Raw genomic sequence first — 23,147 nt, forward strand, 5'->3', positions numbered from 1 at the left:
GAAAAAAAGAGCTTTTCTACACCCGTTTTTCCTTGTAAATCAAAGGTAAAAAGAGATTAAGGAAAGAGATTATAAACCAAATACCAACATTTTAAATCATTAAAAGAAATGGCAAATTTAGATTTAAGCAAGTACGGTATCCAAGACGTGAAGGAAATTATCCACAACCCGTCTTACGATGTACTGTTCGCAGAAGAAACCAAACCAGGTTTGGAAGGTTTTGAAAAAGGTCAGGTAACTGAACTGGGTGCTGTAAATGTAATGACAGGTATCTATACCGGTCGTTCTCCTAAAGATAAATTCTTCGTAATGAATGAAGCCAGCAAGGATTCTGTATGGTGGACTTCTGAAGAATACAAAAACGACAACAAACCTTGCTCTGAAGAAGCTTGGGCTGACTTGAAAGCTAAAGCTGTTAAGCAGCTGAGCGGCAAGCGTCTGTTTGTTGTTGATACCTTCTGTGGTGCCAACCCCGCTACTCGTATGAAAGTACGTTTCATCATGGAAGTGGCATGGCAGGCTCACTTCGTAACTAACATGTTCATCCGCCCGACTGCTGAAGAACTGGCTAACTACGGAGAACCCGATTTCGTATCATTCAACGCTTCTAAGGCAAAAGTTGACAACTACAAGGAACTGGGTCTGAACTCTGAAACAGCTACTGTATTCAACTTGAAGACCAACGAACAGGTTATCTTGAACACTTGGTACGGCGGTGAAATGAAGAAGGGTATGTTCTCTATCATGAACTACAAGAACCCGTTGCGTGGTATCGCTTCTATGCACTGCTCTGCCAACACTAACATGGAAGGTACTGACTCTGCTATCTTCTTCGGTCTGTCCGGTACTGGTAAGACTACCTTGTCAACTGACCCGAAACGTCTGTTGATCGGTGACGACGAACACGGATGGGATGACGAAGGTGTATTCAACTACGAAGGTGGTTGCTATGCTAAGGTTATCAACCTGGATAAAGAAAGCGAACCCGATATCTACGCTGCCATCAAGCGTGACGCTCTGTTGGAGAATGTTACAGTAGCTGCTGACGGTAAGATTGACTTCGCTGACAAGAGCGTAACTGAAAACACTCGTGTTTCTTATCCTATCTACCACATCAATAACATCGTTAAGCCGGTTTCCAAGGGTCCTCACGCTCACCAGGTAATTTTCTTGTCTGCCGACGCATTCGGTGTATTACCTCCGGTATCTATCCTGAACCCTGAACAAGCTCAGTACTACTTCTTGTCTGGCTTTACTGCTAAGTTGGCTGGTACAGAACGTGGCATCACTGAACCGACTCCGACATTCTCTGCTTGCTTCGGTGCTGCTTTCTTGAGCTTGCATCCTACTAAATATGCAGAAGAATTGGTTAAGAAGATGAACAAGGTTGGTGCTAAGGCATACTTGGTTAACACTGGTTGGAACGGTAGCGGCAAACGTATCTCTATCAAAGATACTCGTGGTATCATCGACGCTATCCTCGACGGTTCTATCGACAAGGCTCCGACGAAGGTTATTCCTTTCTTCGACTTCGTGGTTCCTACTGAATTGCCTAATGTAGATCCGAAGATTCTTGATCCTCGCGATACTTACGAATGCGCTTGCCAATGGGAAGAAAAAGCAAAAGACCTGGCTGGTCGCTTCATCAAGAACTTCGCTAAGTTCACTGGCAACGAAGCTGGTAAGGCTTTGGTTGCTGCTGGTCCGAAGCTCTAATCTGACAATAAAGTTAGAAACATATGGAAAAGGTATCTCCTCCGGGAGATGCCTTTTTTCTTTTTTAATATCTCTATCTCATTGATAATCCGAAAGTTTTAGTAGTTTTGCAGAAACCATTATTCAAATAAAGCAATATGAAAAGTATCAGATTGATGTTGGCAGGCGCAAGTTTGTTACTGCTCTGCAGTTGCGGTGCCCAGGTCCAGAAAGAGACCCAAGTTGCCAATGCAAATGAAAGCAAAGAGAATGCGGTGATTGAAACCATCATGTCACGCCGCAGCATCCGCCAGTACAAACCGCAAGCCGTGAATCGCGACACCATGCAGATTATCCTGGATTGCGGTATCAATGCACCCAACGGACAGAACAAGCAATCGTGGGAAGTGCGTGTAGTGGATAACCCGGATTTCATCAACGGCATTACGGAAATCTACAAGAAGGAAAATCCCAAAGCCGCCGAAGACCCGAAATTCAAGAACATGTTTCGCAACGCTTCTACAGTAGTATTTATTGCCAATGACCCGTCTTATGACCTTTCGCAGATTGACTGCGGACTGCTGGGTGAGAATATGATTCTATCAGCCTGGTCCATGGGAATCGGTTCTTGCTGCTTGGGCGGTCCCACGCGCTTCATGACCTCTACTCCGGCTGCTGCCGAATACCTGAAGAAACTGGATATTCCGGAAGGCTATCAGCTACTTTACTGTATCGCTTTCGGCTATCCGGACGAAACGCCCGCTGCCAAACCCCGTAATGCGGCAAAGGTAAAATTCATCGATTGACTTTCGTTTGAATGACGACAATAAAAAGGAGTGCCTCACCTTTCGGCGGGGCACTCCTTTCATATATAACAACTAAAACTCTTCTGTTTATCAGTTCTTGTTTGCTCGTTTACGCTCAAGCTCATCGAGGATAACCTTACGCATACGCATTGATTTAGGAGTAACTTCCACGTATTCGTCTTCCTTGATGTACTCCAGTGCCTCCTCAAGAGAGAACTGTACGGGAGGAATCAGACGTGCCTTATCATCCGAACCACTGGCACGCATATTGGTAAGCTTCTTGGACTTCGTTACATTAATCACCAAGTCGTTGTCATGGGAATGCTCGCCCACTACCTGGCCTGCATAAACCTCTTCCTGCGGGAAAATGAAGAATTTGCCGCGGTCCTGCAACTTGTCAATGGCATAGGCAAAAGCCGTACCGGACTCCATGGCAATCATAGAACCGTTGGTACGCCGTTCAATCTCACCCTTATACGGTTGATATTCCTTAAAACGGTGTGCCATGATAGCCTCGCCGGCAGAAGCGGTCAACACATTGGTACGCAGACCGATGATACCGCGCGACGGCATGTCGAACTCAAGATTTACACGTTCGCCGGCACTTTCCATCTTCACCATTTCACCTTTACGACGGGTCACCATATCAATCATCTTGCTGGCATATTCTTCGGGAACATTGATGGTAAGCTCTTCAATAGGTTCGCATTTCACGCCGTCAATCTCCTTGAAGATTACCTGCGGTTGCCCTACCTGCAACTCATACCCTTCACGACGCATGGTCTCAATCAGTACGGAAAGATGAAGCACGCCACGGCCGGAAACAATCCACTTGCCGTCTTCCTCGCTCTTGCGCACGCGAAGTGCAAGATTCTTATCCAACTCCTTCATCAAACGGTCGTGGATGTGGCGGGAAGTAACAAACTTACCTTCCTTACCGAAGAACGGAGAGTCATTAATGGTGAAGAGCATACTCATCGTAGGTTCATCAATGGCAATAGGCGGCAACGCTTCCGGATTTTCGTAATCGCAGACCGTATCTCCGATTTCGAATCCTTCGATACCTACCAACGCACAGATGTCACCGGAAGACACTTCCTGCACCTTTACACGGCCCATACCTTCGAATGTATGCAATTCCTTGATTTTTGATTTCACGATACTCCCGTCACGCTTTGCCAAAGACACATTCATGCCTTCTTTCAATATGCCACGGTGTACGCGGCCCACAGCAATACGCCCGGTATACGAAGAATAATCCAGCGAAGTAACCAGCATTTGCGGTGTACCCTCCAACTGTTCGGGGGCAGGAATATTCTCCAAGATACAGTCCAGAAGCGGATAAATGTTATCAGTCGGCTGCTGCCAGTCGGTACTCATCCAATTATTCTTGGCAGAACCGTAGATAACGGGGAAATCCAGCTGGTCCTCGGTTGCATTCAGGCTGAACATCAAGTCGAACACCATCTCGTACACTTCTTCGGGACGGCAATTTGGCTTATCCACCTTATTCACAACAACGATAGGTTTCAGACCAATCTGCAGAGCTTTCTGCAATACAAACCGTGTCTGCGGCATAGGACCTTCGAAAGCATCCACAAGCAGAATGCATCCATCCGCCATATTCAATACACGTTCCACTTCACCTCCGAAGTCACTGTGTCCCGGAGTATCAATAATGTTAATCTTGGTGTCTTTGTAGTTGATAGAAACGTTCTTTGAGAGAATCGTTATACCTCGTTCACGCTCCAGGTCATTGTTATCCAACATTAATTCACCTGTGCTCTGGTTGCTGCGGAAAAGGTTTCCGGCCAAAAGCATCTTGTCAACGAGCGTCGTTTTCCCATGGTCCACATGGGCAATAATTGCAATGTTTCTAATCTTTTGCATATAATACCTATTATTTTCAAGCGACAAAGTTAGTGATTTTGGATTAGATATGCAGTATAGATATGATTTTTTTGCTGAATATCATTGTGATATAAAAGTTTATCCCTATCTTTGCAGCCCCGAAAGGGAATATTTATAATAACTTTTAATTAAACATTATGTATTTAGACGCTGCTAAAAAGCAAGAAATCTTCGGCAAATACGGAAAGTCTAACACTGATACTGGCTCAGCTGAGGCTCAGATAGCTTTGTTTTCCTACCGTATTGCTCGTCTGACTGAGCACCTTAAGCTCAACAGAAAGGATTATAGTACAGAAAGAGCTTTGACTATGTTGGTAGGTAAACGCCGTGCGTTGCTGACTTATCTGAAGGACCGCGACATCACCAGATATCGTGCTATCGTCAAAGAACTCGGCTTGCGTAAGTAATCTACTTGCGGCAAAACCATTAAAAAAGGAAGTTTTCCAAAAGGAAACTTCCTTTTTTGTTTATAATCCGATTTATACCTAATTTTGTATCCATGAAAAGAAAAGTATCAGCAGCAAATCTTTCGATAGCAATCACTTTTCTATTGATACTGCTATCATTCGGCTTCGGTTATCGCAGCTATTCGCAGGCAGAACAACGTGTGGTCTCTGACCTGAACCAGGCACTGCAACGCACAGTATTGCAGAACAAGGGATTATGGTTGAATGCGGACACAATCCAGACTTATGCCAAACTACAAGAAGTGATAGGTGCCCCCGTTTCTGTAAACGGTTCCCACAGAGCCTTTACCGAAGCATTGTCCATCACCGGATTGAAAGATGTCTCTACCCTTTCGCTGCATATACTGAAAAAGAACTCTCCCGCCACCGTATTCAATGAGATTCCTGCCGGATGTCTTGCCAGCGACACATTGGTATGGCTCTCCACCACAGCCGATGCATCTGGACTGACACTTTCCTTCCGGGGATATGCCCGTTGCTCAGCTACCATGCTGTTCAGCTTATCCAAGCAGACAATTCCGGCAACATTGCTATTGGCCGCCCTGCTGTGGGGAGGATTCACCTTTTTCTATTTCCGTCGGCGCACAAAGACTAATGCCAGTAACGGGCAGCAACAAGAAAACTTCATTACCTTCGGCAACCTTTCGCTTTCCCTCCAGGAAGCCTGCTTCTATAACGAACAGCAGGAAAAGCTAAAACTCACCCCCATGCAGTACACACTGATGGAGATGTTCTACCTTTCTTCCTCACACCTACTTTTCAAATCCGACATCTGCCAATCGCTATGGCCGGGAAAAGACAATGCAGACGAAACGCTTTACACATTGATACGGCGTCTGAAGCCCATTGTCGAGGATAACAGCAACCTCAGAATAACAACAGATCGTGGCCGCGCCTACGGACTGGAAATAAAAACCTAAACATTATAGAATCATGAAGACTAACAAACTTATCCTATTAGGGCTAATCTGCCTGACTGTCGCAATGCCGACAACCGCCCAAAACCGTAACGAAAAGAAAGAGCGCACTGAACGTGCTGTAAAAGAAGCTATTGCTGCTAAACAATACAAAATCAACGTAGATCGGATGCAACCGATGAGAGGCGGTAGCCGTAACTTGACCACCAACTACACACTGGAAATCAGAAACGACTCCGTTTTCTCTTACCTGCCTTACTTTGGAGTGGCCTACAATGCTCCGTATGGAGGAGGCAAGAGCCTGAATTTCAATGCATCCATCACCGGATACACAACCAGAGCACTCAAAAAAGGCAAAATCCAAATAGACTTCAAGACCCGTAGTGATGAAGACAATTATGAGTACCGCCTCACCATCTTTCCCGATGGTTCTACCAGTATCCATGTGCAACCCATGAACAAACAGTCCATCTCGTTCACCGGAGAGATGGATACAGAAAAGTAATCATCTTCCCCCTTTAAAAGGACAAAAGAAAGTATTGTCAGTCTATTGTCAGGCAAATGTCAGACAACTATCCGCTTTTTGTTTCTTCCATCCCGGCAGAAAGCGGATACCTTCGTGTCCCGAAATCAAACAGCAACCGGAACATGAAACAGATAATATGTATTCTTGCCCTGCTCCTAATGAGCGTCACGACAACAAAAGCACAAACCAGCCCGGCAACACCCTCCATCCGAGGTAAAATTCTCACAGAGGAAAAGCAACCGATAGAGTTTGCCAACATCGCCCTCCTTTCCGAAGATTCCACCTTCATACAAGGAACGTGTAGCCGAAGCGACGGTAGTTTTGAACTTCTCCCTCCCGCTCCCGGAAACTATCTACTACAAGTTTCTTCCATCGGTTACAAAGCCCTTTGCCAGCCTTGCCCCACCGGGAGTACCCACAACTGGATATTGCAAACCGATGCCGTGCTACTTGCGGAAACCGTCATCACCGCCGCCCGCCCCGTTTTCCGACTAAAGGGCGGAAAGTTGGAGACAAGCGTACGGCAAACCCTGCTCGCATCCTTGAATGATGCCAACGACGTATTGAAACATATCCCCGGACTGCGCTCCTCTGATGAGGGGTATACCGTTTTTGGCAAAGGGACACCGGTCATCTATATAGATAACCGCCTTCTGCAAGACAACTCCGAGCTGCAACGCCTCTCTGCCGCCGATATTGAAAAAGTGGAGCTCATCACCAACCCGGGTGCAGAGTACGATGCTACCGTTAAAGCCGTTGTACGCATACGCACCGTACGTAACAAAAGAGACAGTTTTGGCGGTAATTTCCGTGCAGGAATCACCCAACGGAGACGCAGCAGCCATTACGGACAAGTCAATCTGAATTATCAGAAGAAAGGACTGTCCCTGCTGGGCATGCTGTACACCAATTATGAAAACAGAAAACGCCACCAGGAGGTTCGCTACCAGATACCGTCCGAAATACAATGGGATGTAAATAACCGGGTTCACTTATATAATAAGGGATTACTTGCCGGAGGAAAAGCAAGCGCCAGTTACGACTTCACCCCCCAACACAGCCTCGGTGCCTCCTATGAGTTTCATCGTACCCCCGATTATCACAGCAGTGACCATTCGGCATATACCGTCCGGGCAAATGAAGAATTGGCCGATCACACCATACATTCCTCCCAAAACTTGCAGCAAACCAACCGGCACCAGCTGAATGCCTACTATCAGGGCAGCATAAAGCAACTCCACATAAACTTCAACACCGACCTGGTATACGGAAAAAGTTATAATCACCAGGAGGCTAAAGAAGAAAGCCAGACCGAAGGCAATCGCGACATCAGCTCTTTCAACCACGCCGACAACCGCCTTTATGCCGCCAAGTTGATTCTGACCCATCCCCTTTGGAAAGGTGAACTGAAGACCGGTGCCGATTACACCTTCATCCGGCGAAATGACAATTTCCTGAACCGGCAGCACATACTTCCCGATACAGACAGTCGAATCGACGAAAGCAAGTCCGCCGTCTTTGCCGAATACTCACTGACATTAGGAAAAATCAGCCTTCTTGCAGGACTGCGCTTCGAGCATGCCGTCTCCGACTATTGGGAGCAGGAAAAGTACGTGTCCGGTCAAAGTCGTACTTACAATGACTGGTGCCCCAACCTATCGGTAGACTTTCCTCTCGGCAAAGCCCAAGCCAATCTCAGCTATACAGCCAAAAGCAACCGCCCCAGCTTCTTCCAGCTACGTAGCACACTGAGTTATAACAACCGTTTCATCTACGAAGGCGGAAACCCGCTGCTTACCCCCGAAACCAACCACGACCTGCAGTTCACGGCCCTTTACAAGTGGGTACAATTCGGACTTAACTACCAATACCGCCGCAATGCCATTGCCTTCATGACCAAAGAATACGAGGACAATCCGGATGTTGTCATCTTCACTACCGGAAATTTCAAACGGATGCAGTATCTCACCGCCTCTGCCCATCTGTCACCCACCGTCGGCATCTGGAAACCGGAGCTCGGCATCTACTTCGCCCAACCGTTCTTCAAAGTCACCAATCAAGGCAGTAGCAAGAATATGAACCGCGGCAGCATTTACCTCTTTCTGCAAAACAGTCTCCAGCTTCCGGACGAGTGGATTCTCTCCCTTGATGCCGACTACCAGAGCGAAGGCAACTTCGGCGCCATGCTGCAACGTTCCTATTGGGGCATAGACGCTGGCATCCGCAAAACATTCTTCAACAAAAGGCTGACGCTCGGACTGCAAGCCAATGACCTGTGGAATTCCCGGTATGGCTCCTTCATGCTGTTCGGTCCCCGGCTGACCTATACGAAAAAGGCAAACCCGGACTCGCGCAGCTTCTCCCTGAACCTAAGCTATCGTTTCAATGCAGCAGGCAAAGCGTACAAAGGAAAGCACGTATCGGAACAAGACTTGAAGCGGCTATAAACAGAACTTTGGGGAAGAAAGAGAAACAGAACAGAAGAATATTATACAAATAAGCCGACCTGCGGAGATATTTCAGCAATATTTTCCCTCAGAATGTTGCATCAAGTAAAAGTTTCTCTTATTTTTGCGGTTTAAGAACTATAAATTATAACTTTTCGACCCCAAAATACTATCATTATGGATACCAGCAAAATTGTAGGAGAAAAAATAAAATCACTCCGTGAAAGCCAATCCATCAGTATGGAAGAACTGGCACAGCGTTCGGGACTTGCTATCGAACAGATTGAACGTATAGAAAACAACATCGACCTCCCGTCACTGGCTCCCCTCATCAAGATAGCGCGTGTACTGGGTGTACGTTTGGGGACTTTTCTTGACGACCAAGATGAGAACGGTCCCGTAGTCTGCCGTAAGGACGAGTCGCAGAACAGCATCAGTTTCTCCAACAATGCCATCCACAGCCGCAAGCATATGGAGTATCATTCACTCTCCAAATCCAAAGCCGACCGCCACATGGAGCCGTTTATCATTGATGTGGCCGCTACGGACGACAGTGACTTTGTACTCTCCTCACACGAAGGCGAAGAATTCATCATGGTGATGGAAGGGACCATGGAAATCAGTTACGGCAAAAACACCTACCTGCTCGAAGAAGGTGACAGCATCTATTACGATTCCATCGTTCCGCACCACGTACACGCCTATGAAGGGCAGGCAGCCAAGATACTTGCAGTAGTTTATACACCAATTTAAATTAATGGAAAATTGAAAGGTGAAAATGGAAAATGATAAATACTTTCTATTTTCACCTTTCCACTTTCAACTTCCACATCATGTTATACGAACGCACCCTCGGCCAATGGTTGGAACATTGGGCCGAAACAACACCAGACAAAGAATATATCGTTTACTCCGACCGCAACCTGCGTTTCACCTGGAGCCAGTTCAACCGCCGGGTGGACGACATGGCCAAAGGGCTTATCGCCATCGGCGTGGAACGAGGAACACACGTAGGTATCTGGGCAGCTAACGTACCCGACTGGCTGACTCTATTATACGCTTGCGCCAAGATAGGTGCCGTCTACGTAACGGTAAACACCAACTACAAACAGTCCGAGCTGGAATATCTCTGCCAGAACTCCGACATGCATACCCTCTGCATCGTCAATGGCGAAAAGGACAGTGACTTTGTGCAGATGACCTATACCATGCTTCCGGAACTGAAGACCTGCCAACGCGGACACTTGAAAAGCGAACGTTTCCCTTATATGAAAAACGTCATCTACGTGGGGCAGGAGAAGCACCGGGGCATGTACAACACGGCCGAAATACTTCTCTTGGGCAACAATATAGAAGACAGCCGCCTGAATGAACTCAAAAGTCAGGTCACTTGCCACGATGTAGTGAACATGCAATACACCTCCGGCACTACGGGATTCCCGAAAGGCGTCATGCTTACCCACTACAACATTGCCAACAACGGTTTCCTTACCGGTGAGCACATGAAGTTTACCGCCGATGACAAGCTCTGCGTCTGCGTACCATTGTTCCACTGCTTTGGCGTGGTACTTGCCACCATGAACTGCCTGACACACGGCTGTACAGAAGTAATGGTGGAACGCTTCAACCCACTGGTAGTGCTCGCCTCTATCCACAAGGAGCGCTGCACGGCACTTTACGGCGTACCCACCATGTTCATTGCCGAACTGAACCATCCGATGTTCGACATGTTCGACATGTCCAGCCTCCGTACGGGTATCATGGCAGGTTCCCTCTGCCCGGTAGAGCTGATGAAGCAGGTGGAAGAGAAAATGTACATGAAGGTAACCAGCGTTTACGGGCTGACCGAAGCTGCTCCCGGAATGACCGCCACCCGGATAGACGACCCGTTCGATGTACGTTGCAATACCGTAGGACACGACTTTGAACATACGGAAGTAAAGGTTATCGACCCCGAAACCGGAGAAGAGTGTCCCGTAGGCGTACAAGGTGAAATGTGCAACCGCGGATACAACACCATGAAGGGTTACTACAAAAAACCGGAAGCCACAGCCGAAGTCATTGACGAGAACGGTTTCCTGCACTCGGGAGACCTTGGAGTGAAGGACGAGGACGGCAATTACCGCATCACAGGACGCATCAAGGACATGATTATCCGCGGTGGTGAGAATATCTATCCCCGCGAGATAGAAGAGTTCCTCTATCAACTGGAAGGCGTAAAAGACGTGCAGGTAGCCGGTATTCCCTCTAAGAAGTACGGTGAAGCCGTAGGCGCTTTCATCATCCTGCACGAAGGAGTGGATATGCACGAATCGGATGTACGAGACTTCTGCATCGGCAAAATATCACGCTACAAGATACCCAAGTATATCTTCTTCATCAAAGAATTCCCCATGACGGGAAGTGGCAAGATACAGAAATTCAAGCTGAAAGACCTGGGATTACAGCTTTGCAAGGAGCAGGGGATTGAGATTGTGTGATAATAAAGGATAAGGGATTAAGGGTTAGGGATTATTGGGGTCGCATAGACTTTAATATAGGTATAAACCCATCCCTAATCCTTAATCCCTAACCCCTTATTTTTCTTCTTTTTCCGGATATTTCATATTCTCCTCTTTCATCTGTTCCAATACCTCATGCAGGTATTTGGCAGACTCCCATTTAGCCATCGGAAGGTCGTGGAGCAGGTAGTTGCCGCAATCTTGCGGAGCGGCACCGGGGACTTCACCTTCATATTCGGCAACAAAGCGGAAGGTGTCCTGCATCAGCACCAGTATGTCCTGCGGCTTCAAGTCACCTTTCATCAGCAGATAATTACCGGTGAGGCAGCCCATGGGGCCCCAATAGATAATCTTGTCCTGCCACTGCGGGTCATTACGCAGGTAGGTGGCGGCAAGATGTTCGATAGTATGCAGAGCACCTTGTCCCAAGGCAGGCTCACGGTTGGGCTCTTTCATACGGATGTCGAAAGTAGTGACTGTTTCTCCGTTCACTTCATCCTGGCGGGATACGTAAATACCGCGCAACAAGCGGATGTGGTCAATTGTAAAACTGGGAATCTTCTTCATGAGTTATGAGTTATAAGTTATGAGTTATAAATTGCTGGGAAGGGTGGAGAGGAAGGTCCATATCGTGAGGAACGAACGCTCTGCCATGGTTCCCCAGAAATCGGCATACTGCGAAGCATGGTCCTCTACTCCGGGTGTGTCGCTGATGATGCGGAAGCTGAGAAAAGGAACATTGTACAGATAGCAAGTCTGCGCAATGGCGGCAGACTCCATATCAACGGCAAGACCGTCGGGGAAACGTTGCTTGATGGTATCCAGCTCCGTACGGTTGGTGATGAACTGGTCGCCGGTACAGACAAGTCCGCTGTGGATGCGGCTTTCCATTCCGGCTTCGTTCAGCGACAAGGCATGTTTCAACAGAGAGGAACATCCCTCGTAAGAGGCGGGAAAACCTTGCACTTGTCCGTACTCGTTACCGTCGCCGCACCAGACGTCGTGATACACCAGACGTTGGCTTGCCACTACATCCGTCACCTTCAGGCAAGCATCAATGCCGCCCGCCACACCGGTGCTGACGATGCAGTCCGGAGAAAAGCGCCGTATCAGTTCCGAAGCTCCTACCGCTGCACTCACCTTACCGATGCCGCATTGCGTCAAGATTACATGGTTACCGCCCAATGTACCTTCCACATAGCGGAAACTACCATCGCCCGACGTATTCTTATCCTGCAAGCGCTCCACCAACCGGCGGTGTTCGCTGTCCATTGCACTGATTATCCCTATTGTCATATCTATAATAATTTAAGCTTGCATATTACCATTAAAGCACTTTAATCTTTTTTTGGAAAGGCAAAGGTACAACATTCTGCCGATAACGTGACAATAACAATCTGCATTTATGTATCTTTGCCACAAAAGCGAAGATAGGCTGCACCTCAACAAAACTTTTTCACGCAAGCATGAAAGTTCTGTATTCGGTTTGCACTATCTTTGCCCCACAATTGATTAATTGATAACTCATAACTTATAACTCATGAAGAAGCTTCTTCCCGACCTTATTGCCATCTTGGCATTCGTCCTCCTTTCCTTCGCCTACTTCTTCCCGGCGGATATAGAAAACCGTATTCTCTTTCAGCACGACACGGCTGCAGGAGCAGGGGCAGGACAAGAAGTCAAGGAGTATTACGAACAGACGGGCGAACGCAGCCGTTGGACAAACTCGCTGTTCGGCGGTATGCCCATGTATCAGATAGCCCCTTCGTATGACTCCACCAAGTCACTGCAGTGGGTACAGAAAGCCTACCAACTCTTCCTGCCCGACTATGTGTGCCTCACATTCATGCTGATGCTCGGCTTCTACATCCTGCTGCGCGTCTTCGGCATACCGGTCTGGCTGGCCGGACTGGGCGGTATCATGTGGGCATTCTCGTCCTATTTCTTCATCCTGATATCTGCCGGACACATCTGGAAGTTCATCACCCTTGCCTACGTGCCGCCCACCATAGCAGGCATTGTGCTCGCCTATCGTGGGAAACTGCTGTGGGGAGGCATCCTCACCGCCTTGTTCGTGGCCCTGCAAATCACCTCGAACCACGTGCAGATGTCCTATTACTTCTTCTTCGTCATCCTTTTCTTTGTGGGAGCCTACTTCGAGAAAGCATGGCGTACCAAGACATTGCCCCAGTTCTTCAAGGCAAGTGCCGTACTGATTGTGGCAGCCCTCGTCGGCATAGCCGCCAACGTATCCAACCTCTATCACACCTATGCCTACAGCAAAGAAACCATGCGCGGCAAAAGCGAACTGGTGCAGACCGGCGACGCTGCCAAGCAGACCAGTAGCGGGCTGGACCGCGACTACATCACCCAGTGGAGCTACGGCATCGACGAAACACTGACTCTGCTGGTGCCCAACTTCAAAGGCGGAGCATCTGCCGCCCTCAGCCAGAGTGAAACTGCCATGAGCAAGGCAAACCCGATGTACAGCAGTCTGTACGGCTCACTGACACAATATTTCGGTACCCAGCCCATGACGTCGGGTCCCGTCTACGTCGGAGCATTCGTCTTGTTTCTGTTCGTACTGGGATGCTTCATCGTGAAAGGACCGTTGAAGTGGGCATTGATAGGAGCCACCTTCTTCTCCATCGTCTTGTCCTGGGGCAAGAACTTCATGCCGCTGACGGATTTCTTCATCGATTACGTCCCGTTGTACAACAAGTTCCGCGCCGTGTCCTCCATCCTTGTCATAGCAGAGTTCACGATACCTTTGCTGGCTATCTTTGCCCTGAAACGCCTGCTCGAAGAGCCGGAAATCTTAAAACAGGAAAAGAAGCCCCTCGGCATCAGCCTGCTGCTCACTGCAGGCATCGCCCTGCTGCTTGCCGTTGCCCCGGGCAGCATCGGCTCCGGCTACGTGCCCGCCCAAGAGGCACAGATGCTGCAGAATGCCGTCAACCAGCAGATGATACCCGCCAACGAGCTCTCCGGCATCCTTGCCAACTTGGGAGAGATGCGTGCCGAACTCGTCAGCAGCGACGCCCTGCGTAGCTTCATCATCATAGGCATCGGCTGCAGCCTGCTCTGGCTCTATGCAAGCGGCAAGCTGCGCAGCTCGCTGACCATTGCAGGTATCACCATACTCTGCCTGGCAGATATGTGGGGGGTCAACAAGCGCTATCTGAATGATGCCCAGTTCGTGCCCCACTCCATCCGTACGGAAACCTTCACCAAGACGAATACAGACGAGCTGATACTGCAAGATACCAGCTTGGACTATCGTGTATTGAACTTTGCCACCAGCACCTTCGATGACAACAACACCTCCTACTGGCACAAAAGCGTCGGCGGTTATCACCCGGCCAAGCTGCGCCGCTACCAGGAAATGATAGAGCATCACATCTCTCCCGAAATGCAGGCGGCCTACAAGGCCATTGCCACCGCCGGAGGTGAGATGGACAGCGTGGATGCCAATAAGTTCCGCATACTGAACATGCTGAACACCAAATACTTCATCTTCCCTGCAGGGCAGCAAAGACAAACCGTTCCCATCCTCAACCCACACGCCTACGGCAATGCATGGTTTGTAAACAAGGTGCAGTATGTGAACAACGCCAACGAAGAGATTGACGCCCTGGACAGCATCATACCTACGGAGACAGCCGTAGTGGATGCCCGCTTCAAGGATGTGCTGAAAGGTGCCACGGAAAGTTATAAAGACAGCCTCTCCAGCATCCGCCTGACAAGTTACGCACCTAACCGCCTGACGTACGAAACGAACAATGCCCAAGACGGTATTGCCGTATTCTCCGAAATCTATTATCCGGACGGCTGGCACGTAACCATCGACGGACAGCCTGCCGAACTGGCACGCGCCGACTATATCCTGCGCACAATGTATGTTCCTGCCGGACAGCACACCATCGAAATGCGCTTTGACCCCACCAGCCTGCACGTGACGGAAGGCATCGCCTACGGAGCACTGGCGCTGCTGGTGATAGGTATCATCGTGGCAGTGCTGATAGCCAAAAGGAAGTATGTAAAGGCATAAGAACAAATATCATATCATTCCCCCACAAGCACCCGACGCATTCCGCTATTCATACCCTGATACGGAATGCGTCGAGTGCTTATGTCCGTTCCGTTATCCCCTCATGTTTGTTCTGTCATTCCCTTATGTCTGTTCTGTCAACCCCTATATATTGATGAAAAACCACGGCTGTGAAGCATATTCTTCACAGCCGTGGCACGTCTTCTTCACGACTGTGGAAAAGGCGTACCACAGCCGTGCGCACATGATAAACCCAAAGGCTTCTCAAGACAAACCACCGTGCAAAACACAACAGAAGCCTATGTAACACACAACGGAAGCCTATGCAAGAGACAAGAAAGCCCGGTCAGATGCGCAAAAAAACCGTTTCTACCCTCCCGGGTAAAAACGGTTCAAGTCAATAATACATGAAAAAACGCTATTTAGAGAGAGTCTCTTCTATAACGGAATGGTTCTCTTCCTTCTTCACTCATCATCAGCAGTTCTCCGAACTGACATCAAAGTTAGGGAAGCATAACAAGAACAACAAATAGAATCTACGAAAAGGCATATCTCATCGACAGAACGGAAAAGAATGAACCCTACAATAGGGAAAAGAATGAAAAAAAAGCTATAAACAGTCGGCAGAACGATATATTTCAGTAACTTTGCTAACGTGAAAACAGGCTGCACCCCAGCATAAAAAAATGAACAGTATGGAAACTACCAGACAAAATAAAATAGCCCGTCTCCTGCAGAAGGAACTGAGTGATATCTTCTTGTTGCAAACCAAGTCCATGCCCGGCATACTGATTTCCGTCAGTGCCGTACGCATCAGCCCCGACATGAGCGTGGCACGCGCTTATCTCAGTATATTCCCCTCGGAGAAAAGCGAAGAAATAGTCAAGAACATCAACGGAAACATGAAATCCATACGCTTTGAACTGGGTACCCGCGTACGCCACCAACTACGCATTATCCCCGAACTGAAGTTCTTCGTAGACGACTCACTGGACTATCTGGAACGAATTGACGAACTGCTGAAATAATGTCCCTTCCCTTCTTTATAGCCCGCCGCTACCTCTTCTCCAAGAAGAAACACAATGCCATTAATATCATCTCCGGTATTTCGGTGTGTGGAGTGGCATTGGCTACGTTGGCGTTGGTATGCACCTTGTCCGTGTTCAACGGTTTTCAGGACATGGTGGCAGGCTTTTTCACAGCCTTCGACCCGGAACTGAAAATCACCGTCCGCGAAGGTAAGGTTTTCGACCCGCACGAAGCGTGCATCCGGCAAGTACACGCCCTGTCCGAGATTGACGTGTGGACGGAAACACTGGAAGAGAATGCCATGGTGCAGTACAAGGACCGCCAGGCAATGGCCGTCATCAAGGGAGTGGAGGACAATTTCGAACAGCTTACATCCATCGACAGCTTGCTCTATGGGACGGGAAAGTTCCTACTGAGCGACTCGGTGGTGGACTATGGTTTTCTGGGTGTGGAACTTATATCCGAGTTGGGCACCGGCATTCAGTTCGTAGACCCGTTGCAGGTCTATGCCCCCAAACGGAACGTACGGGTAAACATAGCCAACCCCACTGCGGCTTTCAACCGGGAGTATCTCTTCTCGCCCGGCGCCATCTTTGCCGTCAACCAGCAAAAATACGATTCACGCTACATACTGACGTCACTTGACTTTGCCCGCCGTCTGTTCAATTATGACACGGAAGTCTCTGCCATCGAGATGAAACTGAAACCCGGTTCCAACATCGGCTCCGTACAAAAGAAAATAGCAGGCATTCTCGGCGACCGATTCATTGTACAGAACCGCTACGAGCAGCAGGCCGATGTTTTCCGCATCATGGAAATAGAGAAACTCATCTCTTATCTCTTCCTCACCTTCATTCTGGGTATCGCATGCTTCAATGTCATCGGTTCGCTGTCCATGCTGATACTGGACAAACGGGAGGATGTGGAGACACTGCGCAACCTGGGTGCCGACGACCGCCTCATAGCGCGCATCTTCTTGTTCGAAGGCAGGATGATTTCTGTATTCGGCGCCCTCTCCGGCATCGTTTTAGGATTGTTGCTGTGCTTTCTGCAGCAACGTTTCGGGTTGATTTCATTGGGGGGAGGCAATGGAAGTTTTGTAGTGGACGCTTATCCGGTAAGTGTACATGCCACGGATATTATTCTGGTATTCTTAACGGTCATCACTGTAGGCTTCTTGTCCGTATGGTATCCGGTGAGATACCTCAGCAAGCGGCTGCTGAGAAAAAGATAAAAAAAACAGTTACTTCTTACGGATAATCGTCAATCCGTCACGCAGGGGGAGAATGACTTTCTCCACACGCGCATCCCACGCCACCAAATCATTGAAGGCTTTGATACTGATTGTCTGCAGGTCTGTGCGATGGGGTTGTTCTTCCAGCACATGGCCATCCCACAAGGTATTGTCGGCAATGATATATCCACCGCCGGAAAGGCGGGCGAGCACCATTTCATAATACTCTATGTATTTACGCTTATCTCCGTCAATAAAGGCAAGGTCGAAAGTGAGGTCCAGTTGCGGTACCCGCTCCAAGGCATCGCCAATGTAGAACCTGATTTTATCCGCGTAATCGGAATTCTCCAGCCACGGACGGGTGAAGTCCTCCTGCTCGTCGTTGATTTCAAACGTATGCAGCATCCCGCCCTCCGGCAGTCCTTCTGCTATGCAAAGTGCGGAATATCCGCTATAAGTCCCTATCTCCAGCACCTGCCGGGGACGAATCATCCGGACAAACATCTTGAGCATACGCCCCTGCAAATGTCCGGAAGCCATGCGGGGATATAGCAACTTGACATGCGTGTCGCGATAGAGCGCTTTCAGATAATCGCCCTCATCATCAATGTGCTGCAAAATGTATTCGTCAATCGTCACTTTGTTAATGGATTATAGGTTAGGGATAAGGGATTAGGGATTAGGGGTTAGTTCTGCGCACAATTATTAATTAATCATTAACCGCTAATCCCTAACCCCTTATCCTTAATCCCTTATCCTACAAATATCTGTTACTGTTGGGCAACACACTATCTTCAGCATGTTTCAGGGCATCTTCCACCACGTTGATTTCGAGGAAAGAAGTGCGCGTACCGGCTTTACCGCTACTCAGGTAGCCCACCATGTCCGTAGGACATAAACGGCCTTCCTTCAACAAGCGACGCAAGGCTGCAAAGTAATATTCCTGCCCGTTGGCAAGTTCGGGCATATAGATAGCTTCCACACCGTAGGAAAGGGCAAGGTGCCGCATGGTCTTTTCCTTGTAGCAGATGGCCAACACCGGATATTTGCCACGGAAAGCGGCAAGGTTACGGGCAGTACGGCCGCTGTAACTGTCGGTGATGATTGCACGGATTTTCAGTTTGGTGGTAGCCTTTACCGCTTGTTTGGCCAGGAACGCAGTCACGTCGTTGCTGTTCTCGTCCAGCGGAATACGGATATCGTTGTCAGACAGCTTGTCTTTCTCCGCTTGGGCGGCAATCTTGGTCATCGTCTTCACCGCTTCTACCGGATACTTTCCATAGGCGGTTTCACCGCTCAACATCAAGGCATCCGTACGATAATAGATGGCATTGGCAATGTCCGTTACCTCCGCACGGGTGGGACGCGGATTGGAAATCATGGTATGAAGCATCTGTGTGGCAACAATCACCGGCTTCTTGGCAAGAATACACTTGCGGATGAGCACACGCTGGATGCCCGGAATACGTTCCTGCGGAACTTCAATACCGAGGTCACCGCGAGCTATCATCACACCGTCGGCTACTTCCAGGATTTCATCGATATTATCAACGCCTTCCTGGTTCTCAATCTTAGCAACAATACGGATATCGCTGTTATGAGCGTCAAGAATCGCCTTGATGTCGAGTATATCCTGCTTATTGCGCACAAAGGAGTGGGCAATGAAGTCTATGTTCTTCTCAATGGCATAAAGGATATTGGTGCGGTCCTTCTCCGTCAGAGAAGGCAGATTGATGCGGACGCCGGGAACGTTGACGCTCTTGCGGCTGCCCAGAGTAGCCTCATTCTGTACTTCGCAGAGCAGGTAGTCGGGGGTCTTCTCTACAACAACCAACTCCAAGTCACCGTCATCAATAAGGATATGGCCGTCCACATTCAAGTCTTTGACGAAATGGGGATAGGATACCGAGATACATTCACGGGTAGTCTCCTGCTCCGGGTTGCCTACCACCTTCACGCGGTCGCCCGCCTTGAAAGGAATGGGCTCAGCCAGAACCGTCGTGCGGACCTCCGGTCCTTTCGTATCCATCAGGATAGCGATGCGGTTGGAAACCGTACGCACATTGTTTATCAACTTCTCGGCACCTTCACGGCCAAGATGTGCAGTATTCATACGTACAACATTCATACCTGCATCGAACAACTGCTTTATAAAATCAACATCACAGCGCTGGTCAGAAATCGTTGCGACAATCTTCGTTTGCTTCAATAACATAATCTATATACCTATTTTATTTAATAATCTTTTAACGCCTCCATGGCCAGACGGTAGGAGTTCAGCCCGAAACCGAGAATGACACCTTTACAAGCGCAGGAAATCATGGACACATGACGAAAAGCCTCGCGGGCATGTACATTAGAGATATGCACCTCAACCACCGGAGAAGTGACCGAACGGATAGCATCCTGCAGAGCGATGGACGTATGGGTGTAAGCACCCGCATTCAAAATGATGCCGTCCACATCAAAACCTACCTGCTGAATCTTGTCTATCAGCTCTCCCTCAATGTTGGACTGGAAATAGTCAATCTGTACATCCGCATATTTCTTACGGAGTTCGGCAAGGTAGTCTTCAAAAGTAACGCTACCGTAAATGGAAGGTTCACGTTTGCCCAAGAGATTTATATTGGGGCCGTTAATAATCTGTATCCTCATAACACAATTTTTTATACCTTTGCGGTGCAAAGATAGTGCAAACCGAAAGCAGATGCAAATTTATTTGCAATTTGCTGAAATGCAGCCTATTTTCGCGAAGCAAAGGTAGAAAAAAGAAATGAAATCAGAAGAAAAATCCACGAATAAGGAGAAACAAACGCTGATAATCAGAAAGTACCACCAGTATCTGAAACTGGAAAAAGCACTCTCACCCAATACAGTGGATGCTTACCAAACAGACTTACAGAAGCTGCTGCACTTTCTGGAAGGAGAGGGTATCGCTATCCTTGACACTACCCTGGATGACTTGCAGCATTTTGCCTCCGGACTGCACGACATCGGCATCCATCCCCGCTCGCAGGCACGCATCTTGTCGGGCATCAAGTCATTTTTCCATTTCCTCGTCATAGCCGACTACCTGGAGGGAGACCCCAGCGAACTGTTGGAGGGTCCCAAAATCGGATTCAAGCTTCCAGAAGTACTGACGGTGGAAGAGATAGACCGCATCATCTCCGCCATTGACCTGGGCACAAATGAGGGGCAACGCAACCGGGCCATCCTCGAGACTCTATACAGTTGCGGTCTACGGGTATCGGAACTGTGCAATCTGAAAATCTCCGACTTGTATTTCGACGAAGGCTTCATCAAGGTAGAAGGTAAGGGCAGCAAACAGCGCCTTGTACCCATATCGTCCCGTGCCATCAAGGAGATAAGGAACTGGTTCGTGGACCGCAATGGAGGCTGGAAAATCAAGAAGGACTTCGAAGACTATGTATTCCTGGCACGCTGGGGCAAAAATATCTCGCGCATCATGGTATTCCATCTCATTAAGGAACTGGCAGAGAAGGCCGGCATCACCAAAAACATCAGTCCGCACACCTTCCGCCATTCCTTTGCCACCCACCTGCTTGAAGGAGGAGCCAACCTGCGCGCCATACAAAGTATGCTGGGCCACGAATCTATCGCTACAACAGAAATTTACACACATATTGACCGGCACAGATTGCGCAGTGAAATCATAGAACATCATCCCCGCAATATAAAGTACCGCAAAGAGCGAGAAATTCATTAAATTATGATAAAATTGCTGCACGAGTTAACAAACTGTAATAGGATTTAATATCTTTGCGTTGTTATGTCCATGCCTAAACAGCACACTAACATGGAATAGACAAATTTCAATTACAAACAATTAATTTATACCTAAAATGACTAAGAAATTGTATCTGCCGTTTTTAATGGCAATGATTGTTGCATTAATGACATCGTGCAGCAAAAAGATGGGTGAATTGTCATCAGATTATTTCACCGTAACTCCTCAAGTTCTAGAGGCTGTAGGTGGTAAAGTTCCCGCTACAATCAACGGAAAATTCCCCGAAAAGTACTTCAACAAGAAGGCTGTGGTAGAAGTGACCCCTGTGCTGAAATGGAATGGCGGCGAAGCTAAAGGCCAATCGGCTGTGTTCCAGGGCGAAAAAGTAGAAGGTAACGACCAGACTATCTCTTACAAGATGGGCGGCAGCTACACTATGAAGACATCTTTCGACTATGTACCGGAAATGGCCAAATCCGAACTGTATCTGGAATTCAAGGCTACAGTAGGCAAAAAGACTGTCACTATCCCTGCTGTAAAAGTAGCTGATGGTGTAATCTCCACTTCTGAGATGCTGGAACAAACATTGGGCAGCGCTAACCCCGCCAATGGTGACGACGCTTTCCAACGTATCATCAAAGAAAAGCATGACGCCAACATCATGTTCTTGATTCAACAAGCCAACGTACGCGCCAGCGAATTGAAGACTGCCAAAGAATTCGGCAAAGAAGTGAAAAACATAGACGAAGCTGAAAACAAGAAAATCAGCAACATCGAAATCTCCGCATACGCTTCTCCCGATGGTGGTGTAGGCTTGAATACTACACTGGCTGAGAACCGCCAGGACAACACGGCTAAAATCATCAACAGAGATTTGAAGAAAGCAAAAATCAATGCAGCAGTAGACACCAAGTATACGGCTCAGGACTGGGAAGGCTTCCAGGAACTGGTATCCAAATCAAACATCCAAGATAAAGAATTGATTCTTCGCGTTCTTTCCATGTATCAGGATCCTGAACAAAGAGAACAAGAAATCAAGAACATCTCTTCTGTTTATAAGACTTTGGCTGACGAAATCCTGCCGCAACTGCGTCGTTCACGCCTGACTTTGAACTACGAAATCATCGGTAAGTCTGACGAAGAAATCGCAAACCTCGCCGACAGCGATGCCAAGCAGCTGAACATCGAAGAATTACTGTATGCCACCACCTTGACTAAAGATGCTGCCAAGCAAGAAGCCATCTTCACAAAAGCTACTCAAATCTACCCGAACGATTTCCGTGCTTACAACAACTTAGGTAAACTGGCTTATCAGGCTGGTGATCTTAACAAGGCTGAAAGCTACTTCAAGAAAGCTCTCTCCATCAAGGATGCTCCTGAAGCAAACATGAATCTCGGTCTGATTGCCTTGACCAAGGGCGACAGAACAGCAGCAGAAAGCTATCTGAGCAAGGCTTCCGGTTCTAAGGAACTGAACGAGGCATTGGGTAATCTGTATGTTGCTCAAGGACAGTACGACAAGGCTGTCAGCTCATTTGGCGACACTAAGACTAACAGCGCTGCTTTGGCACAAATCCTGGCTAAGGACTACAACAAGGCTAAGAACACACTGGCTGCTATCGAAAGACCAGACGCTTATACTGACTACCTGATGGCTGTACTTGGCGCAAGAACCAACAATACATCTATGGTAACCAGCAGTCTGAAGAATGCCATTGCAAAAGAACCGGCTTTGGCAAAGAAGGCTGCTTCTGACCTGGAATTCGCCAAATACTTCACTAACACTGACTTTATGAATATCATCAAATAATAAAG

The 23,147-nt window shown here is 48.2% G+C and carries 19 protein-coding genes; 13 read left to right on the plus strand and 6 right to left on the minus strand.

What is annotated here, in order from left to right:
• Positions 1-108: 108 nt before the first annotated feature.
• Both pckA and DW896_RS18950 read left to right on the plus strand, forming a co-directional pair.
• A complete protein-coding gene (pckA, locus tag DW896_RS18945) occupies positions 109-1,716 on the plus strand; it encodes a phosphoenolpyruvate carboxykinase (ATP) (RefSeq protein ID WP_008662559.1) in 1,608 nt (535 codons plus the stop codon).
• A 137-nt stretch (positions 1,717-1,853) separates the two neighbouring features.
• On the plus strand, positions 1,854-2,501 hold the full coding sequence (locus DW896_RS18950) for a nitroreductase (RefSeq protein ID WP_008662557.1): 648 nt from the start codon (positions 1,854-1,856) through the stop codon (positions 2,499-2,501).
• 90 nt (positions 2,502-2,591) lie between these two features.
• Here DW896_RS18950 and typA read toward each other — a convergent pair whose 3' ends face one another.
• Positions 2,592-4,391, minus strand: a complete 1,800-nt coding sequence (gene typA / locus DW896_RS18955; RefSeq protein WP_005830735.1) for a translational GTPase TypA — start codon at positions 4,389-4,391, stop codon at positions 2,592-2,594.
• 158 nt (positions 4,392-4,549) lie between these two features.
• Here typA and rpsO point away from each other — a divergent pair, with 158 nt between their 5' ends.
• From rpsO to DW896_RS18985, 6 genes are all read left to right on the plus strand, one after another.
• Positions 4,550-4,819, plus strand: coding sequence for a 30S ribosomal protein S15 (gene rpsO / locus DW896_RS18960; RefSeq protein WP_005830737.1), 270 nt, complete (start codon positions 4,550-4,552; stop codon positions 4,817-4,819).
• 92 nt (positions 4,820-4,911) lie between these two features.
• Positions 4,912-5,799 (plus strand): helix-turn-helix domain-containing protein, encoded by an 888-nt coding sequence (locus tag DW896_RS18965; protein ID WP_005830741.1) that lies wholly within the window; start codon positions 4,912-4,914, stop codon positions 5,797-5,799.
• Between the two features lie 13 nt (positions 5,800-5,812).
• The gene (locus DW896_RS18970) at positions 5,813-6,301 is read left to right on the plus strand and encodes a DUF4251 domain-containing protein (protein WP_005830743.1); all 489 of its coding nucleotides are present in this window, start codon (positions 5,813-5,815) and stop codon (positions 6,299-6,301) included.
• Positions 6,302-6,444: 143 nt separating this feature from the next.
• Complete coding sequence (locus tag DW896_RS18975; RefSeq protein WP_119993709.1) at positions 6,445-8,769, plus strand: outer membrane beta-barrel family protein; 2,325 nt, start codon at positions 6,445-6,447, stop codon at positions 8,767-8,769.
• A 177-nt stretch (positions 8,770-8,946) separates the two neighbouring features.
• Positions 8,947-9,522, plus strand: a complete 576-nt coding sequence (locus DW896_RS18980) for a helix-turn-helix domain-containing protein (RefSeq protein WP_005830747.1) — start codon at positions 8,947-8,949, stop codon at positions 9,520-9,522.
• Between the two features lie 80 nt (positions 9,523-9,602).
• Positions 9,603-11,249 (plus strand): AMP-binding protein, encoded by a 1,647-nt coding sequence (locus tag DW896_RS18985; RefSeq protein WP_165859054.1) that lies wholly within the window; start codon positions 9,603-9,605, stop codon positions 11,247-11,249.
• Between the two features lie 96 nt (positions 11,250-11,345).
• On the opposite strand, the gene DW896_RS18990 is transcribed toward DW896_RS18985, so the two are convergent.
• Together DW896_RS18990 and DW896_RS18995 are read right to left on the minus strand one after the other, a co-directional pair.
• Positions 11,346-11,837 carry an S-ribosylhomocysteine lyase gene (locus tag DW896_RS18990; protein ID WP_118132331.1) on the minus strand — a complete coding sequence of 164 codons (492 nt, stop codon included), beginning with the start codon at positions 11,835-11,837 and terminating at the stop codon, positions 11,346-11,348.
• Positions 11,838-11,861: 24 nt separating this feature from the next.
• On the minus strand, positions 11,862-12,566 hold the full coding sequence (locus DW896_RS18995; protein WP_005830756.1) for a 5'-methylthioadenosine/adenosylhomocysteine nucleosidase: 705 nt from the start codon (positions 12,564-12,566) through the stop codon (positions 11,862-11,864).
• Between the two features lie 244 nt (positions 12,567-12,810).
• Between DW896_RS18995 and DW896_RS19000 the strand changes: the two genes are divergently transcribed.
• The 3 genes from DW896_RS19000 (at position 12,811) to DW896_RS19010 (ending at position 17,584) form a co-directional block, all read left to right on the plus strand.
• Positions 12,811-15,321, plus strand: coding sequence for a YfhO family protein (locus tag DW896_RS19000; protein ID WP_035447195.1), 2,511 nt, complete (start codon positions 12,811-12,813; stop codon positions 15,319-15,321).
• A 695-nt stretch (positions 15,322-16,016) separates the two neighbouring features.
• A complete protein-coding gene (gene rbfA / locus DW896_RS19005; RefSeq protein ID WP_005834378.1) occupies positions 16,017-16,349 on the plus strand; it encodes a 30S ribosome-binding factor RbfA in 333 nt (110 codons plus the stop codon).
• On the plus strand, positions 16,349-17,584 hold the full coding sequence (locus tag DW896_RS19010) for an FtsX-like permease family protein (RefSeq protein ID WP_005830763.1): 1,236 nt from the start codon (positions 16,349-16,351) through the stop codon (positions 17,582-17,584). Before rbfA ends, DW896_RS19010 begins: the two co-directional genes overlap by 1 nt.
• A 9-nt stretch (positions 17,585-17,593) precedes the next feature.
• On the opposite strand, the gene DW896_RS19015 is transcribed toward DW896_RS19010, so the two are convergent.
• The 3 genes from DW896_RS19015 to aroQ all read right to left on the minus strand — a co-directional run bounded on the left by DW896_RS19015 (position 17,594) and on the right by aroQ (position 20,239).
• Positions 17,594-18,223: an O-methyltransferase gene (locus DW896_RS19015; RefSeq protein WP_117589489.1), complete on the minus strand. Its 630-nt coding sequence runs from the start codon at positions 18,221-18,223 to the stop codon at positions 17,594-17,596.
• 118 nt (positions 18,224-18,341) lie between these two features.
• The gene (gene pyk / locus DW896_RS19020; RefSeq protein ID WP_119993703.1) at positions 18,342-19,799 is read right to left on the minus strand and encodes a pyruvate kinase; all 1,458 of its coding nucleotides are present in this window, start codon (positions 19,797-19,799) and stop codon (positions 18,342-18,344) included.
• A 20-nt stretch (positions 19,800-19,819) separates the two neighbouring features.
• Positions 19,820-20,239 (minus strand): type II 3-dehydroquinate dehydratase, encoded by a 420-nt coding sequence (gene aroQ / locus DW896_RS19025; RefSeq protein ID WP_005830766.1) that lies wholly within the window; start codon positions 20,237-20,239, stop codon positions 19,820-19,822.
• 118 nt (positions 20,240-20,357) lie between these two features.
• On the opposite strand from aroQ, the gene xerD reads away from it, so the two are divergent.
• The gene (gene xerD, locus DW896_RS19030) at positions 20,358-21,311 is read left to right on the plus strand and encodes a site-specific tyrosine recombinase XerD (RefSeq protein ID WP_009037617.1); all 954 of its coding nucleotides are present in this window, start codon (positions 20,358-20,360) and stop codon (positions 21,309-21,311) included.
• Positions 21,312-21,447: 136 nt separating this feature from the next.
• The gene (locus DW896_RS19035; protein WP_005830769.1) at positions 21,448-23,142 is read left to right on the plus strand and encodes a tetratricopeptide repeat protein; all 1,695 of its coding nucleotides are present in this window, start codon (positions 21,448-21,450) and stop codon (positions 23,140-23,142) included.
• The last annotated feature ends 5 nt before the right edge of the window (positions 23,143-23,147 follow it).

The organism is Bacteroides sp. AM41-16, assembly GCF_003603495.1.
In the GTDB taxonomy this organism is placed as follows: Bacteria; Bacteroidota; Bacteroidia; order Bacteroidales; family Bacteroidaceae; genus Bacteroides; species Bacteroides uniformis.

What these genes read in the sequence shown, in the direction of transcription:
- DW896_RS18965 (WP_005830741.1), top strand. Translation starts at nt 4,912, where the DNA reads ATGAAAAGAAAAGTATCAGCAGCAAATCTTTCGATAGCAATCACTTTT.
- rbfA (WP_005834378.1), top strand. Translation starts at nt 16,017, where the DNA reads ATGGAAACTACCAGACAAAATAAAATAGCCCGTCTCCTGCAGAAGGAA.
- pyk (WP_119993703.1), bottom strand. Translation starts at nt 19,799, where the DNA reads ATGTTATTGAAGCAAACGAAGATTGTCGCAACGATTTCTGACCAGCGC.
- DW896_RS18970 (WP_005830743.1), top strand. Translation starts at nt 5,813, where the DNA reads ATGAAGACTAACAAACTTATCCTATTAGGGCTAATCTGCCTGACTGTC.
- DW896_RS18980 (WP_005830747.1), top strand. Translation starts at nt 8,947, where the DNA reads ATGGATACCAGCAAAATTGTAGGAGAAAAAATAAAATCACTCCGTGAA.
- DW896_RS18975 (WP_119993709.1), top strand. Translation starts at nt 6,445, where the DNA reads ATGAAACAGATAATATGTATTCTTGCCCTGCTCCTAATGAGCGTCACG.
- DW896_RS19010 (WP_005830763.1), top strand. Translation starts at nt 16,349, where the DNA reads ATGTCCCTTCCCTTCTTTATAGCCCGCCGCTACCTCTTCTCCAAGAAG.
- DW896_RS18950 (WP_008662557.1), top strand. Translation starts at nt 1,854, where the DNA reads ATGAAAAGTATCAGATTGATGTTGGCAGGCGCAAGTTTGTTACTGCTC.
- DW896_RS19035 (WP_005830769.1), top strand. Translation starts at nt 21,448, where the DNA reads ATGACTAAGAAATTGTATCTGCCGTTTTTAATGGCAATGATTGTTGCA.
- DW896_RS18985 (WP_165859054.1), top strand. Translation starts at nt 9,603, where the DNA reads ATGTTATACGAACGCACCCTCGGCCAATGGTTGGAACATTGGGCCGAA.
- DW896_RS18995 (WP_005830756.1), bottom strand. Translation starts at nt 12,566, where the DNA reads ATGACAATAGGGATAATCAGTGCAATGGACAGCGAACACCGCCGGTTG.
- xerD (WP_009037617.1), top strand. Translation starts at nt 20,358, where the DNA reads ATGAAATCAGAAGAAAAATCCACGAATAAGGAGAAACAAACGCTGATA.
- typA (WP_005830735.1), bottom strand. Translation starts at nt 4,391, where the DNA reads ATGCAAAAGATTAGAAACATTGCAATTATTGCCCATGTGGACCATGGG.
- pckA (WP_008662559.1), top strand. Translation starts at nt 109, where the DNA reads ATGGCAAATTTAGATTTAAGCAAGTACGGTATCCAAGACGTGAAGGAA.
- rpsO (WP_005830737.1), top strand. Translation starts at nt 4,550, where the DNA reads ATGTATTTAGACGCTGCTAAAAAGCAAGAAATCTTCGGCAAATACGGA.
- aroQ (WP_005830766.1), bottom strand. Translation starts at nt 20,239, where the DNA reads ATGAGGATACAGATTATTAACGGCCCCAATATAAATCTCTTGGGCAAA.
- DW896_RS19000 (WP_035447195.1), top strand. Translation starts at nt 12,811, where the DNA reads ATGAAGAAGCTTCTTCCCGACCTTATTGCCATCTTGGCATTCGTCCTC.
- DW896_RS18990 (WP_118132331.1), bottom strand. Translation starts at nt 11,837, where the DNA reads ATGAAGAAGATTCCCAGTTTTACAATTGACCACATCCGCTTGTTGCGC.